Raw genomic sequence first — 13,634 nt, 5'->3', positions numbered from 1 at the left:
CCTCTTCCGCCACGCCGGCTTGCCCGCCCCGCGCTGCAACAGCGCGCTCGTGTACGTCAACGGCGAGTTCTACGGCGTGTATGCCGACGTCGAAGCCGAGGACACGACCTTTCTCTCGCGCTGGTTCGCGAGCAACGACGGAAACCTGTACGAAGAAGGGCAGGCACGACTTCGTGCCGGGCGTCGAAGCGGAGCTCGATCTCGAGACCAACGAGACCGCGAACGACCGCACGGACCTCGCTGCGCTGATCGCCGCCGTGGACACGGCGAAGAGCGCCACGTTCCTCGAGGAGATCCGCGGCTCGCTCGACACCGATCACTTCCTGCGCTTCACCGCGGCCGAGGCCGCGGTGAATCCGTGGGACATGTACGCCTACATGGTCTTTTACCCGAACAACTTTCGTATCTACAACGACCCCGCCTCCGGGAGGTTCGTCTTCTTGCCGTGGGGGATGGACCTCTCGATGAAGCCCTTCCGCGACTCGGGCAAGCCCGACATCGCCCTGTTCGAGCTCGCGCGCCAGGGGGACTTCGCGAACGGCGCGATCTCGACGGGGCTCATCTTCCGGCGCTGCCTGGAGAGCCCTAGCTGCGTGACCGCCTATCGCGGCGCGGTGGAGAGCATCATCGAGGCGTACGAGAGCGCCGACCTCGAAGGGCTCGCCAACAGCTACTACGAGCAGATCAGCGAGCAGGTCGCCGCCGACCCGCGCAAGGAATACTCCCAGCGAGAGTTCGAGCGGGGCTTCCAGAGCTTGCTCGACACCATCCGCGAGCGGCCGGACGCGCTGCGCGCGGATCTGGCCAGGTAACGCCGCCGGATCGGGCGGCTTCGCGCCGCGCCGGGTCGACTGCGATGGCGCGGTTGGCCCCTCAGCGTTGGTCGCGACGCCGCCGCGCGCGGCTCGCGAGGGACAGCGCGAGCCCGATCGCGGGCAGCGCCCAGCCGGACGGGGCGCCTCTGCCCGCGCTGCCCGCGCTGACCGAGCAGCCGCCGCTGTCGTGTTCGGCATCTGGGTCCTCCGGAGAGGTACCGCCACCGCCCGCCTCGGAGCCCGCCGAGCCGCCGGCGCCCTCGCAGGAGCTCACGTCATCGTTGGCGCAGAGGCTGATATCCTCCGCGCAGAATGCCTCCCTCGCGCTGCACCAGGCCTCCTCGAAGCCCTCGGGCGGAGAAGCGCACGCCTCGATGGTCTCGCCGATGCCCGCCGCGTCGGCCGGGAAGACGCCCGTCGCGCCCGCGTCGCCGTGCGCAACACAGGTGCGCTCCTTCTCGACCGTCGCGCCGTCGACGAGGCTCTTGTACGTGAGCTGGTAGCAGTACTCCGTGGCCGCGACGTCGTACGTCGCGGTCAGGGCCCCTCCCCAGGCCGTCTGCTTGCCGAGCTCCTCCCCGTCTGGGCTCGAGAAGGTGACGACTTGCACGTACTGGCCCACGCCGTGGTCCACCCCCCCGCTCGCATCGAGGAAGACGGTGACGTAACGCTCCACTTCCTCCGCTACGCAGCTTCTTTCCCCACCGCAGCTCCCCGGGCCCCAATCGGGGGTGCAGCAGCTCGTCTCGCCGTGCCAGCGCTCCCCCAGGAGGACGCTGGCCTGGACGGGGACGGCGCCGACGTCCATGTCGACAGCCGCGCTGGCCTGGGTCTCCCGGAACGCGGCGCTGAGGTTCGGTCCCTCGACGGTGACCTGGTAGATGTGGCCGTCGACGAGCGGGGTCGCGGGGCGAAAGGCGAGCACGCTTTCGCCCGCGCGGACAGGCACGTCGGCGACCTCCTCCTGGGTTCCGGTGAGGACCTCACCCGTGTCCTTGTCCTTCACCACGAGCACGGGCGCGCTCTCCGGACAGCTGGAGTAGCAGACGGTCCGGGCCACGATGACCCCATCGATCGGCACGGCGCGCGGGACCAACGACGCATAGGGCCCGTCCAGCGGAGGCGAGCAGGCAGAGCTCGGACGGGAGATACCGAGAGCGCTCACGCCTCCCATGGCGGCGAGGATCAACGCGGTGAAGCGAGAACAAGGCATCGAAGTTCCTCCTCGAGCGACCCGCGCGGGTCAGCCCTGCGCGGGCGTGTGCAGAGACCGCGCCGGTATGCAGACGCCGTGCCGACCGCGACTCGCCCGAGCACCGCGAGGTCCTTGTGGGTCCCCGCGCGTGTCGCGCATGACCGTGGTGTCAACCTGTGCCGGCCGCCCTGTGTCACCTCGACCATTGGGAGAAGAGATATTCGTAGAATTGCTCGAGATCCATATGGTCGAGCGCCTGCACCGGGCGACCGCCGGGCACGACCTTCGTGCGCCCTTGCAAGGGGCCCGCGGTGACTGAGCGCGCCGCCCATCCAGACGATCTCTCGGATGTTCCTCTCGATGCCGAGGATCGATGTCGAGCGCCGCGGCGGGTGCTACTGCAGGCGGTGCAGGTGGTGCTCCTCGCCGTTCAAGGTCAGCACCGCCATGAACCCGTCACGCGCGTGCTGCTTCTCGATCCTGAATTCGTGCGTTCCCTGGGGGACGGAGGTGTCGACGATGCGCGCGACCTCCGGTTCCAGGGCGCCGCCGGGGTAGCTGTAGATGTCGAGGCGCAGCGTGCAGGCGCGCTCGATCGTCGCGCGGGCAACGAAGGTGTCATTGGCCTCCGTCACCGAGAAGGCGCTCCCGAGCTCGCCCTCGACGGAAGATCTCCTGAGCGCCCAGGCGATCTGCTGGCTGGCGATCGGGGCGTACACGTCCAGCACCATCACGTCCTTGTTCTGCTCCTTGAAGCGCGCGTGGAGGCGCGCCCGGGTGGCGGCGTCCACGCCGCCGCCGAGCGTGATGAGGTCGAAGTCGCCGGCGTGGAACTCCGTGTCCGGCGACGCGCTCAACGTGCCGACAGCCGAGTGCCCCTGCGCGTTCAGCGCTGCCACGCTCCGCTCGAGGATATCGGCCCTCTTGCCGATGACGAGGATCCTGGTCGCTTTCGATGCCATGCTCTCTCCTCCTTGGCGAACTGCCGCCGCGCCCTACTGGAACGCTTTCACGTGGCGTTCCAGCCATTCGTCGAACGTCCGCGCCCTGCGCCCGAGGAGCTGCTCGACGGCGGACGACGGCTCCTCTCCCTTTCCGGACCTGATCAACGCGAACGCCTCGAGCAAGGCGCGGATGAAGCCCTCGGGGAGCCTCGCCTTCACCATCGCCTCGCGGGCGGCGTCCTCGCTCACGTCGACGTACCTGAGCGGCTTGCCGATCGCGGCGCCGATCTTCGCCACCTGCTCCGCTGCGCTCAGCGCCTCCGGCCCGGTGAGCTCGTACTCCTTGCCTTCGTGCCCCGGCGAGGTCAGCGCCTTCACCGCGACCGCCGCGATGTCGCGCTCGTCGATGGGTCTCGTCCTGGCGTCGCCCAGGGGCTGGAACACCGCGCCTTGCGCCTTGATGGACGGGGCCCACCGGAGCGTGTTTGTGGCGAACCCTCCCGGCCGGAGCATGGTCCAGGCGACGCCCGACGCTTTGACCCGCGCCTCGGCCTCGCGGTGCCAGCGAGCGATCTGGACGTCGGGCGCGCGGACGACGCTCGACGACGAGAGCAGCACGATGTGCTTCACGCCCGCCCTCTTCGCCGCGTCGGCCGCGTTGCCGGCGAGGTTCGGCAGGTCGCCGCCCGCGCAGACCAGGAACACCCTGTCCGCGCCCGCGAACGCCGCGTCGAGCGTCTCGGGCTTCGAGAGATCGCCCTTCACGACGGCGATGTCGCCGCCGAGCGCCCCCAGCCTCGCCGGATCGCGCACGAGCGCGCGGACCGGCTGGCCCGCGTCGACGAGCTGCTCGAGCACCGCACCGCCAACATTCCCTGTCGCTCCGGTCACCAGGATCATCTGCCGCTCCCTTTCATCGCGTTCACCTTCCATGGCGCACCGCCCTCGCCTCGTCGGCGGGCCGCGCCCGAAGAGCAGCGTGCAACGGACCCTCCCGCATGTCGGATCTCACGCCAATGCATTGGAATAACTCTGCTCGTTTGTTGCCTGCCCACCGAGCGCTTCCGAGCGGGAAGCGCGCTGTCGGCCGAGATCAATCCCCCGGCAAGCTTGCCACGATCGCCTCCGCTCGTTGTATCGTGGGCGTCGTGCGGCCTGGCCCACCCGTCTCGCCCTCCCGTCTTCGCGAGTACCTGGCCATCCTCGCTGGCGCGCTGGCCGCGGGCGCCTGTGGCGCGCTCTTCGATCAGGTCACCGCCACGATCTCTCCCGAGTATTTCCTCGACGGCAAGGGCCTCGCCGCGTCGAGCTTGCCCACCCTCTCGTGATTCCCTGGCCGGCGCGCTACGCCCCGCGCTACGCGGCCACGCCGAGGGTGCCGATCTCCTCGAACTCGCGGATCATCCGAGCGAGCCCGCCCTCGTCGACGCGGAGGCCGAGCGCCGCCGCGGCGTGGACGAGGAGCTTCCGTTCCCGCAGCGACGCGACCTTGTCCATGGCCGCCGCGATCTCGAGCGCGCGCAGCAGCGGAGCGCGCGCGCCCTCCGGCACGCCGCGGAGGCGCTCGACCCAGCCGATGTCGTCGGCGAGCCGCTCGTTCAGGCCAGCGCGCGCCGGGGCCGGCAGCCGCCGCAGCACGGCCGCGAGCAGCGCGGACTCCTCCGGCGTGAGGCGGCCGTCGGCGGTGAAGATGAACCAGAGCCCGTCGAACAGCCGATCGAGGTGCGGGCACAGCGTCTCGTCGCAGAGCGCCTCGTCGAGCGCGCGCCGGTAACGCAGGTATCGACGCGCGGTATCCCCGAGGCGCCGGGTGACTACCCAGCTCGTGATCGACGACGAGGCGACCGAGAGCACGGGCACCAGGTTGCGCGCCACGCTCTCGCCGGCGAGCCGCGCCGCGAGCTGCTTCGCCACATCCGAGCCGCGCCCGCGCGCCGAGCGCACGAGCGCGCCCGCTGGATCGTCGGTGTCCTGGGGGTGCTCCACGGCGCCGAACGCGAGGGCGAGCAGCGCCCACACGTCGGCCGGATTGTCGGGATCGAACCGGAGCCCGAAGAGATCCGCGAGCTCGCAGAGCATCTGCACGTGCAGGAGCAGCCGGAGCACCGTCTCCGCGCCCATCGCGAGCATGGCCGCAGGGATCGCGACGAGCCCGCCGAGCCCGTTCGTCTCGGCCGTGGCCACGGCCGCGCCGGTCGAGAGCGCCCCCGTCGCGCCGCCCGAGAGCGCCGAGCGGATGCAGGCGCGCCGGATGACCGCGCGCGCGTCGGTCGACTCCGTCACGCCGGTCGACGCCGCGATGATCGCGGGGCGAGGCCGCCGGTTGTAGCGGCGCACCGCGCGGGACAAGAGCTCCGCGAGCCATGCATCGACAGGGCGCCCGCGCACGCCTGCTTCGCTCGTCGCCTCGCTCAGCGGGAGCGCCACGGCCCCCGCTGCGTCACCAGGATGCGCAGCCTCGTCGCCCATGGATCAGGGCGGTACAAGATGCATTCCGCGCCCCGCGGGCGCCGAGGCCGAGCCCGGTCGCAGCCCTGCCGAGATCGGCTATCGCCTTGGTCGGGCGGACAACGATTCACCTGCTCCCTCACCGAGGAGGAGGAGCACCTTCCGCTCCCACGGCTCGACGAGCCAACTCAGCTCCAGGAGGCTCCAGTCGTCTCGGCCTGAACGGATGATCCGTTGTATGGGCGTCCTCGCCCTGCCTCCCGTTCCAGCATGTATACCGGAACTCTGGCGTTGATACGATGAAAAAACGCGTCTCCGGTGCCATCGTCGCCTCCGTCATCCACGCGGCCCGCGTGGTGGAAGGGAGAGAGACGATGCGGGTATTGCTGACGGGAGTGGGGACTCGCGGTGACGTGCAACCCGTGGTGGCCTTGGCCGTCGAGATGCGGCGACGGGGGCACGATGTGAGGCTGTGCGTCCCGCCGAACTTCATCGACTGGGTGGGCGGCCTGGGCTTCACGGCGACCCCGATCGGCATCGCGATGCGGCAACCGAGCGGGGCCGCCGCGCCGGCCGCCCCGCCGACGCCGGAGCAGGTCCGCGCGCTGGTCGAGCACCTCGTGAGAGACCAGTTCGACGCGACCGCGTCGGCCGCCGAGGGGTGCGACGTGATCGTGGCCGGCGGAGCGCACCAGTACGCCGCGCGGTCCATCGCGGAACGGCTGGGCATCCCGTCCGTGGTCGCCGTGTACGCGCCGGTGACCCTGCCGTCGCCGGATCATGCGCCCGGCGGTGAGCCCGGGGGCGACCCGGAGTCGAACCTCCGGCGCTGGCAGGACGAATCGCGGAGCTGGAACGAGCGCCTCCTCGAGCGGCTCAACGCCAATCGAGAGCGCATCGGCCTGGGTCCGCTGAGCGACGTCTTCAGCCACGTTCTGGGCAAGGCGCCGTGGCTCGCCGTGGACTCGGTCCTCGGGCCGCCGCCGGCGACGCCCGGCCTTCAGGTCACGCAGACGGGAGCCTGGCTCCTTGCCGATCAGGCGCCGCTCGTACCCGAGCTGGAAGCGTTCCTCGCCGCCGGCGAGCCGCCCGTCTACATCGGCTTCGGCAGCATGCCTGTCGACCAGCAAACGGGCCGTGTCGTCATCGAGGCCGTGCGGGCTGCGGAGCGCCGGGTCGTGCTGTCGCAGGGGTGGGCCGAGCTCGGTCTCGTCGACGACGCCCCCGACGGCATCGCGATCGGCGACGTCAACCAGCAGGCGCTGTTCCCGAGGGTCGCGGCGGTGGTGCACCACGGCGGGGCGGGTACGACCACGACGGCGGCGCGCGCGGGCGTCCCGCAGGTGATCGTCCCGATGTTCGCCGATCAGCCCTACTGGGCCTCGCGCGTCCGGGCGCTCGGGCTCGGGACGTCGGTCGCCCGTGGAGCGCTGAGCGCGGAGTCCCTTCTGGCGGCGCTGGAGGGCGCCCTCGACCACCGGGTCGCAGCCCGCGCGGCCGCGAGCGCAGGCGCCGTGGCGGTGGATGGAACGGCCGTCGCCGCCGATCTCATCGAGCGGGCCTCCGCGTGAAGCTCGGGTGATGTCCGAGCGCGTCCGGCCGTGACAGCAGGTCAATCCGGGGTGATGATACGCGCCCTTGCCCACTGCGCTCGCCGCCTTCCGCGGCGTCCTTGGCGCCCTTGGCGGCCTGGCGGTCCCCTTTCCCGGCCGACTTCCCGCAGTAGCGCTAGGGTGCGGGCCCCAATGGACGGAAGGCGCGGATGAAGGACACCCTGTCGGCGGCGGAGGCCCGGCGCATCGCGCTGGCGGCGCAGGGCTTCCGGGCGGAGCGACCCGGCCCGGCGACGACGAAGCAGCAGCTCGCCCGGCTGATCGAGCGGCTGGGCGTGGTGCAGATCGACAGCGTCAACGTCGTCTCGCGCACCCATTACCTGCCGGCCTTCTCGCGGCTGGGGGCCTATCCGCGGCCGATGCTGGAGCAGCTCGCGTGGGCGAGGAAGCGGCCGCTGTTCGAGTACTGGGCGCACGAGGCCTCGCTGCTGCCGCTCACCACCCAGCCGCTGCTGCGCTGGCGGATGGCCGACGCGCACGACGGGGTGGGCGTCTGGAAGGGGGTGGCGCGCTTCCTGCGCGAGCACCGGAAGGTGGTGGACGGGGCGCTGGAACAGATCCGCGAGCGCGGGCCGCTGGCCGCCTCCGAGCTCGAGATCGGCAAGAAGGGGCCGGGCGGCTGGTGGGGCTGGAGCGACGCCAAGCGGGCGGCCGAGTGCCTGTTCTGGATCGGCGAGCTGACGACCGCCACCCGGCGGGGCACCTTCGAGAGGGTGTATGACCTGCCGGAGAAGGTGCTGCCCAGGGCGGTGATCGAGGCGCCGACGCCCGCGCGCGAGGACGCCCAGCGCGCGCTGATCCGCATCGCCGCGCGGGCCCTGGGCGTGGCGACCGAGCGGGACCTGCGGGACCATTTCCGCATGGGGGTCGCCGAGACGAAGGCGCGGGTCACCGAGCTCGTCGAGGCCGGTGAGCTGATCCCCGTGGGCGTGAAGGGCTGGCGGGAGCCGGCCTTCCTCGATCCCGCCGCCCGGCGGCCGCGGCGGATCGAGGCCCGCGCCCTCCTCTCGCCCTTCGACAACCTGATCTGGTTCCGCGAGCGCACCGAGCGGATGTTCGGCGTGCGGGTGCGGCTCGAGATCTACACCCCCGCGGCGAAGCGGACCCACGGCTACTACGTGCTGCCGTTCCTCGAGGGCGACGCGATCACCGCGCGGGTGGACCTCAAGGCCGATCGCAAGGCGGGCGTGCTCATCGTTCAGGCAAGCCACGCCGAGCCCTCGGCGGGCGCGCAGACGCCGGAACGGCTGGCGGGCGAGCTGCGGACCATGGCCGCGTGGCTGGGCCTGGAGCGCGTGCGGGTGGAGCCGAGGGGCGACCTGGCCGAGCGGCTGGCGGGGGTCCTGTCGGGCAGATAGCCACGAACAACACGCTGCGTGTGCCCAGCGGTGCTTGCGCAGCTCACGCTGGTCCTTGAGGTCAGGTAACCCGACCAGGCTCCTCCGCGTTCATCGCGTGCACGGCGGCACAGCTCTCATCCGCGGCCAGGATCAGCGCCCCGCGCCCAGGACCCGTCGCGGCGCGCTGGCGCAGCGCGACGCGGTCGAGCTTGCCAGGACCGATGCGGGGGAGCTCGGAGAGCACCTCCAGCCAGTCCGGCCACTTGAAACGGACCAGCCGGCTCTCCAGGTGCTCACGTACGCGGTCGCGCTCGAGAGGAGCGGAAGCACGGATGAACGCGACCGGGCGCTCGCCCCAACGCGACGACGCGACCGGCACCACGGCGGCCTCCTCGACCCCGGGGAGGGCGAGCAGGCAGCGCTCGACCTCGCCCGGATCGATCCACTCCGCCCCGCTCCGCATCCGGCTCCCCAGCCGTCCGGTCAGGTAGAGCTGGCCATCGACCCAGCGCGCGAGATCCCCGGTGCGCAGCCATCCGTCGCGCAGGCGCTCGGCCGTCGCCTTGGGGTCGTGGAGATAGCCCGCCATCACGTGGCCCGAGCGTACGAGCAGCTCTCCGCTCTCATCGCCTTCCGCTGCGTCGAGCCGCACCTCCACGCCGAGCGCCGGACGGCCGATGTTGCACGGATCGGGCGCGGCGCGCCGGTGATCCTCGTCGCCGAGAAAAGAGATCATCGGCCCCGCCTCCGTCAGCCCGTAGCCGCGGTAGACCTGCCCGCGGTAGACCTGCAGGAGGCGCTCGAGCAGCGGCATGGGGATCGACTCGCCCGCATAATTGAGCACACGGAGCCGGTTCAGCGCCTCGATGCCCGAGGGCGACGCGAGCACGGGTTGAAGCATCGATGGGATGACGGTGGTCACGGTGGCCGGCTGCTGCTCGAGGGCAGCGAGGAACCAGCCCGGGCCCTTTCGAGCGGTCAGCGCCAGCGCGCCGCCGAGCTGAAGGAGGCTGTCCTCGAACAGCGAGCCTGCGGCGTGGTAGGGGGGCAACGCGGTGAGGACCACGTCATCGCCGCGCAGGCCGCGCGCGCGCGTGTTCGCAAGAGCGGCGCAGTCGAGGTGTCCGGCGAGCTGCACCACGGCCTTTGGCCATCCGGTGCTCCCGGTGGTCAACAGGATGCGCGTCGGCGTCGTCGCGGTGGGCCGGAAGGCCGACGCCTGCTCCAGCGAGCCCGCTCGCTCATCACGCCACGACGGGAGCGGATCGCGCACGACGACAGCGGGCCGGAGGAGGTCGATCCGCCCGGCGAGCTCGGCCTCAGCCAGCGCCGGGTCCTGTAGCGCGTCGAGCCCACCGCCGACGTTGACCGCCCACCGGAGGAGGCGCTGCTCGGTCGGATCGGCGACCGAGATGCACACGACCGAGCCCGGCGTCAGCCCGCGCCGGACGAGCCATGCCGTCCGGCAGCGGACAGCCGACAGCACCTCGCGATAGCTCCACTGCCGCCCGCCGGCGTCGAGGATCGCCGTGGCGTCCGGCCGCTCGCGTCCCCAGTGGTCAAGCCATGCCACGGGCCCGCCGAGCGGCAGGCGGTCGGCGTTCATTCAAATGCTCCCGGGTTGTTCCGGATGAGCTGGAGTATGCCTCCAGCCTGCACGATGCGGAGCTGGTGGGGCGGCAGCGGGCTGACGCGCAGCATATCACCCGAACTTCGCACGACGGTCCCCTGCTCGGGGTCAACCTCGAGGTGCGCATCCGTGCACAGCGTCCGAAGCACCTCGATATCGGGCACCTTGAGGAGCATCAGCCCGAGATTGAACGCGTTGCGGAAGAAGATCCCGCCGAAGCTCGCCGCGATGACCAGCCGCACCCCGCAGCCGAGCAGTGCCTTGGGGGCCTGCTCGCGGCTCGAGCCGCAGCCCATGTTCGAGCCCGCCACGAGGATCGGGCGCGTCTGCGCCAGGCGCGGGAAATCCGGGATCACCCCCTCGAACGCGTGCGACCCCAGCTCCTCCTCGGGGACCCGAAGATAGGCCCCCGGGAGGATGAGGTCGGTATTGACGTCGTCCCACATCTCCTGCGGGATCTGAAAGACAGAGCCGCTGATCTTCATTCGACTTCTGACCTGTTGAGGCGGCCTGCTCGCGCGATCTGCGCCGCCATGGCCGGCGAAGCGAGGTAGAGCTTCGAAGACGGGCTCCCCGCCCGACCGATGAAATTGCGGTTCTGCGTGGCGACCGCGACCTCATCCGGACCGAGGGTGCCGAGGCGGCCGAGGCAGGCGCCGCAGCCGGGCGGCAGGACGGTCGCTCCCGCGGCGATCAGGTCGGCCAGGGTGCCGTCCCGCGTCGCCTCCATCATCACCTCGGCGGACGCCGGGCCGACCAGCAGGCGGACATTCTGGGCCACCCGGTGGCCGCGCAGGACCTCGGCCGCCGCCCGCAGGTCCTCGATGCGCCCGCCCGCGCAGGAGCCGATGAAGACCTGATGGACGACGCTGTCTTCGACCGCGGAGGCGGGGCGTATGTTGTCGGGCTGGGACGGGACGGCGATCACTGGCTCCAGCTGCGCGAGATCGATCTCGAGATCAGCGTCCAGACCGACAGGATCGTGAGGAACCCGATCGGCATGGGCGAGGTTGGCCTTTCGCTCTTCGAGCCACGCCCGACAGCGGGCGTCGACCCCGATGATCCCCGCCACCGCCCCCATCTCGACCGCATGGTTCGACAGCTTCATGCGGTCGGCGATCGAGAGCCCTTCTATCGCCGGGCCGACGAAATCAATCGCCTTGCCGAGGGCGCCGCGGATCTGCACGCGGCCGACGACGTGCAGCACGAGGTCGTGCCCTGTCGTGCCCTTGGGAAGGCTGCCGGAAAGGCGAATCCGCAGCGTCTCGGGGACCTCCAGCCACACCCGCCCCGTCGCCATGACCGCGGCGATATCGGTCGCGCCCAGGCCCGTGGCGAACGCCCCGAACGTGCCGGCGGCGCAGCTGTGGGAATCGCCGCCGACGAACACCGTGCCCGGCGCGATGAGCCCCCGCTCCGGCAACACCTGGTGCGAGATCCCCTCGCCGGCGATGACCGGAATTCCGTATCGCGACGCGAAGCTGCGCGCCTCGGCTTGGAGCGCCGCTTCCCGCTGGTTCACCGGTGGGTAGTAGTGATCGAACACGAACACGGTCCGGTCCGCGCCCCGGAGCTGTTCGATGCCGTGCTTCGCCAGCGCGCGGGCCGCGACAGGACCGGAGCCGTCGTGGGCCATGACCCGAGCGACGTCAACGGTCACGAGCTCGCCCGGCGCGACGGCGCGACCGAGCAGGGAGCCGAGGATCCGGGTCGTGAAGGACATCAGCTTCGACACGCTGCCACGATCTCCTGCAATTGACCTGCGTCGATGCGATCGCCCCGCTCGGCGTGCAGCTTGATCTTGTCGAGGATGCGCCGGCACGTCTCGTCGTCGAACGTGTCGCCGATCTCGCCGGCGAAGTGACGCAGCGCCGCGCGCCCGCTCGTCTTTCCGAGGACGATCTCGCGCTTGCCCCCGATGAGCGCCGGGTCGTATGGCTCGTAACAGCCCGGGTGCTGCAGCATCGCGGCGACGTGTATCCCCGACTCGTGCCGGAAGCTGTTCTGTCCGACGATCGCCTTGTTCGGCGGGATGGGCACCCGTGCGCACTCCGCCACGAGCCGGGAGACGTCGTACACACGCGCGAAGTTGAAGTTCGTCTTGTAGCCGTAGAGGCGCTCCAGCGCGAGGGCGCACTCCTCGGTGCACGCGTTGCCGGAGCGCTCGCCGATGCCGTTGATGGTCGTCGACAGGACCTCCGCGCCCCCTTCGACGGCCGCGAGCGAGTTGGCGACCGCGAGGCCGAAGTCGTCGTGGCAGTGCGCGGCGATCGGCACGCTCACCACGGCGCGCAGCGCCTGCACCAGGCGCGTCATGAGCCGGGGCGTTCCGACGCCGACCGTGTCGGAGACGCCGATCCGCATCGCGCCGGCCTGCACGGCGCGCTTCGCGACGTCCTGAATCCGCTCCTCGCTGGTACGGGTCGCGTCCTCGAGCGAAAGCTGGACGAAGAGGCCGAGGGACGCTGCGTAGGCCACGGCGCGGCACGCCTGGTCGATCACCTGCGGGTATTCCTTACGAAGCTTGTGCTTCATCAGGATATCCGAGGTGCTCGTGACCAGGATGACCCCGCTGACGCCGGTCTGCCGAGCCGCGTCGATGTCCTCTTTCAGAGGCCGGCAGAGCGAGAGAAGACGCGCGCGTAGGCCGAGGCCCGCGATGTGGGCCATGTCGGCGCGCTGCGCGGGGCCCGAGGCGGCGAAGCCGATCTCGATCTCGTCGAGCCCCATGGCGTCGAGCGCCCGGCTGATGTGCTCCTGCTGCCCGCGCGAGAACGCGACTCCGGGCATCTGCTCGCCATCGCGGAGCGTCGTATCGTAGAATGTGATGACCCGACCGCCCCGCTCCTGCGGCGGTTCCTGGTTGGTCTGTACTTGGTCCATATGCCATCCGCAGGTCGAAGACGGAGCATTTGAGCCCGATCCGCCCGATCGAATCACCAATCACACGGGTTCAGCATGCCGTTTCAGCATAAGTTTGCAAACCCATGGCCATACTATTGATGGTATCGCTTCCGGTCAGGTTCGTGTCAAGCAAATTTACCTGGTAACGGCGCGTCGTCTTGCGCGTCGTCTTGCGCGTCGTCTTGCCAGAGGCCCGCGCCGGCGTGTGCGATGGCAGCGTCGAGAGAAAATTTCGCTGTTACTGCCAGATTCTGCGTTCGCTGACCGCGCCCTGACGACGGTTTACACCGCGTTCGAGCCGTGCAGCCGACAGCGCTTCTGAGGTGCGCCACGACACGTCCACGCGCTTCGTCAGGATGTCGGGTTGCGCGCGCGTCACCTCATCTCATTTAGCTAGCGCGGAGGCCGTCGCGCTTTCCCCGCTCGTTTCCGCGATTTTTCGGCAAGTGTTCTTTGACCTCAGCGCGACGCCGCACCGCGGCGCCGCGCGACACAGGCGCAGATATTGCGGAGATTCAAGAAATTCTCGTCCACCAGATCCGCGTCCTCGAACGTGATATGGCATGTCGCCTCGATTCCAGCGATGAGCTGGATCGTGCACAGCGAGTTCATGCCGTAGTTGGCGAGCGGCACGTCGGGATCGATCCTCCCCTCCGGCAGCCGCAGGTCCGGGATATCGCGCAGTACGCGCACCACAATCGGCTCGAGTTCGCTCATCGTTGCCCTTTGTCCTCCAGTCGTCGAG

The 13,634-nt window shown here is 70.4% G+C and carries 13 protein-coding genes and 1 pseudogene; 5 read left to right on the top strand and 9 right to left on the bottom strand.

Annotated elements, in window-relative coordinates:
• Positions 1 to 19: 19 nt before the first annotated feature.
• Positions 20 to 106 (top strand): annotated as a pseudogene (locus ACSRUE_RS03655) (hypothetical protein); the annotation flags it as partial.
• Between the two features lie 67 nt (positions 107 to 173).
• On the top strand, positions 174 to 812 hold the full coding sequence (locus ACSRUE_RS03650) for a CotH kinase family protein (RefSeq protein ID WP_441289792.1): 639 nt from the start codon (positions 174 to 176) through the stop codon (positions 810 to 812).
• Positions 813 to 873: 61 nt separating this feature from the next.
• On the opposite strand, the gene ACSRUE_RS03645 is transcribed toward ACSRUE_RS03650, so the two are convergent.
• From ACSRUE_RS03645 to ACSRUE_RS03635, 3 genes are all read right to left on the bottom strand, one after another.
• A complete protein-coding gene (locus tag ACSRUE_RS03645) occupies positions 874 to 2,028 on the bottom strand; it encodes a hypothetical protein (protein ID WP_441289791.1) in 1,155 nt (384 codons plus the stop codon).
• A gap of 377 nt (positions 2,029 to 2,405) precedes the next feature.
• Complete coding sequence (locus ACSRUE_RS03640) at positions 2,406 to 2,972, bottom strand: hypothetical protein (protein ID WP_441289790.1); 567 nt, start codon at positions 2,970 to 2,972, stop codon at positions 2,406 to 2,408.
• Between the two features lie 33 nt (positions 2,973 to 3,005).
• Entirely contained in the window at positions 3,006 to 3,887 is an 882-nt protein-coding gene (locus ACSRUE_RS03635) for an SDR family oxidoreductase (RefSeq protein ID WP_441289789.1), read from the bottom strand.
• 215 nt (positions 3,888 to 4,102) lie between these two features.
• Here ACSRUE_RS03635 and ACSRUE_RS03630 point away from each other — a divergent pair, with 215 nt between their 5' ends.
• Complete coding sequence (locus ACSRUE_RS03630) at positions 4,103 to 4,282, top strand: hypothetical protein (protein ID WP_437762671.1); 180 nt, start codon at positions 4,103 to 4,105, stop codon at positions 4,280 to 4,282.
• Positions 4,283 to 4,310: 28 nt separating this feature from the next.
• On the opposite strand, the gene ACSRUE_RS03625 is transcribed toward ACSRUE_RS03630, so the two are convergent.
• Positions 4,311 to 5,381 carry a hypothetical protein gene (locus ACSRUE_RS03625; RefSeq protein ID WP_441289788.1) on the bottom strand — a complete coding sequence of 357 codons (1,071 nt, stop codon included), beginning with the start codon at positions 5,379 to 5,381 and terminating at the stop codon, positions 4,311 to 4,313.
• A gap of 395 nt (positions 5,382 to 5,776) precedes the next feature.
• Between ACSRUE_RS03625 and ACSRUE_RS03620 the strand changes: the two genes are divergently transcribed.
• Positions 5,777 to 6,973 (top strand): glycosyltransferase, encoded by a 1,197-nt coding sequence (locus ACSRUE_RS03620; RefSeq protein WP_441293053.1) that lies wholly within the window; start codon positions 5,777 to 5,779, stop codon positions 6,971 to 6,973.
• 191 nt (positions 6,974 to 7,164) lie between these two features.
• On the top strand, positions 7,165 to 8,373 hold the full coding sequence (locus tag ACSRUE_RS03615) for a winged helix-turn-helix domain-containing protein (protein ID WP_441289787.1): 1,209 nt from the start codon (positions 7,165 to 7,167) through the stop codon (positions 8,371 to 8,373).
• A 61-nt stretch (positions 8,374 to 8,434) separates the two neighbouring features.
• Here ACSRUE_RS03615 and ACSRUE_RS03610 read toward each other — a convergent pair whose 3' ends face one another.
• The 5 genes from ACSRUE_RS03610 to ACSRUE_RS03590 all read right to left on the bottom strand — a co-directional run bounded on the left by ACSRUE_RS03610 (position 8,435) and on the right by ACSRUE_RS03590 (position 13,606).
• Entirely contained in the window at positions 8,435 to 9,961 is a 1,527-nt protein-coding gene (locus ACSRUE_RS03610; protein WP_441289786.1) for a class I adenylate-forming enzyme family protein, read from the bottom strand.
• Positions 9,958 to 10,470 carry a LeuD/DmdB family oxidoreductase small subunit gene (locus ACSRUE_RS03605; RefSeq protein WP_437762666.1) on the bottom strand — a complete coding sequence of 171 codons (513 nt, stop codon included), beginning with the start codon at positions 10,468 to 10,470 and terminating at the stop codon, positions 9,958 to 9,960. Before ACSRUE_RS03605 ends, ACSRUE_RS03610 begins: the two co-directional genes overlap by 4 nt.
• Positions 10,467 to 11,708: an aconitase/3-isopropylmalate dehydratase large subunit family protein gene (locus tag ACSRUE_RS03600; protein WP_441293052.1), complete on the bottom strand. Its 1,242-nt coding sequence runs from the start codon at positions 11,706 to 11,708 to the stop codon at positions 10,467 to 10,469. Before ACSRUE_RS03600 ends, ACSRUE_RS03605 begins: the two co-directional genes overlap by 4 nt.
• Positions 11,708 to 12,868 (bottom strand): homocitrate synthase/isopropylmalate synthase family protein, encoded by a 1,161-nt coding sequence (locus ACSRUE_RS03595; protein ID WP_441289785.1) that lies wholly within the window; start codon positions 12,866 to 12,868, stop codon positions 11,708 to 11,710. Before ACSRUE_RS03595 ends, ACSRUE_RS03600 begins: the two co-directional genes overlap by 1 nt.
• Before the next feature lie 480 nt (positions 12,869 to 13,348).
• Entirely contained in the window at positions 13,349 to 13,606 is a 258-nt protein-coding gene (locus tag ACSRUE_RS03590; RefSeq protein WP_441289784.1) for an acyl carrier protein, read from the bottom strand.
• Positions 13,607 to 13,634: the final 28 nt, after the last annotated feature.

This window comes from Sorangium sp. KYC3313 (assembly GCF_052075895.1).
Lineage (GTDB): Bacteria > Myxococcota_A > Polyangia > Polyangiales > Polyangiaceae > Sorangium > Sorangium cellulosum_B.
Note: the sequence above shows the minus strand (reverse complement) of the source record. Positions and strands in the feature narration are given on the sequence as shown.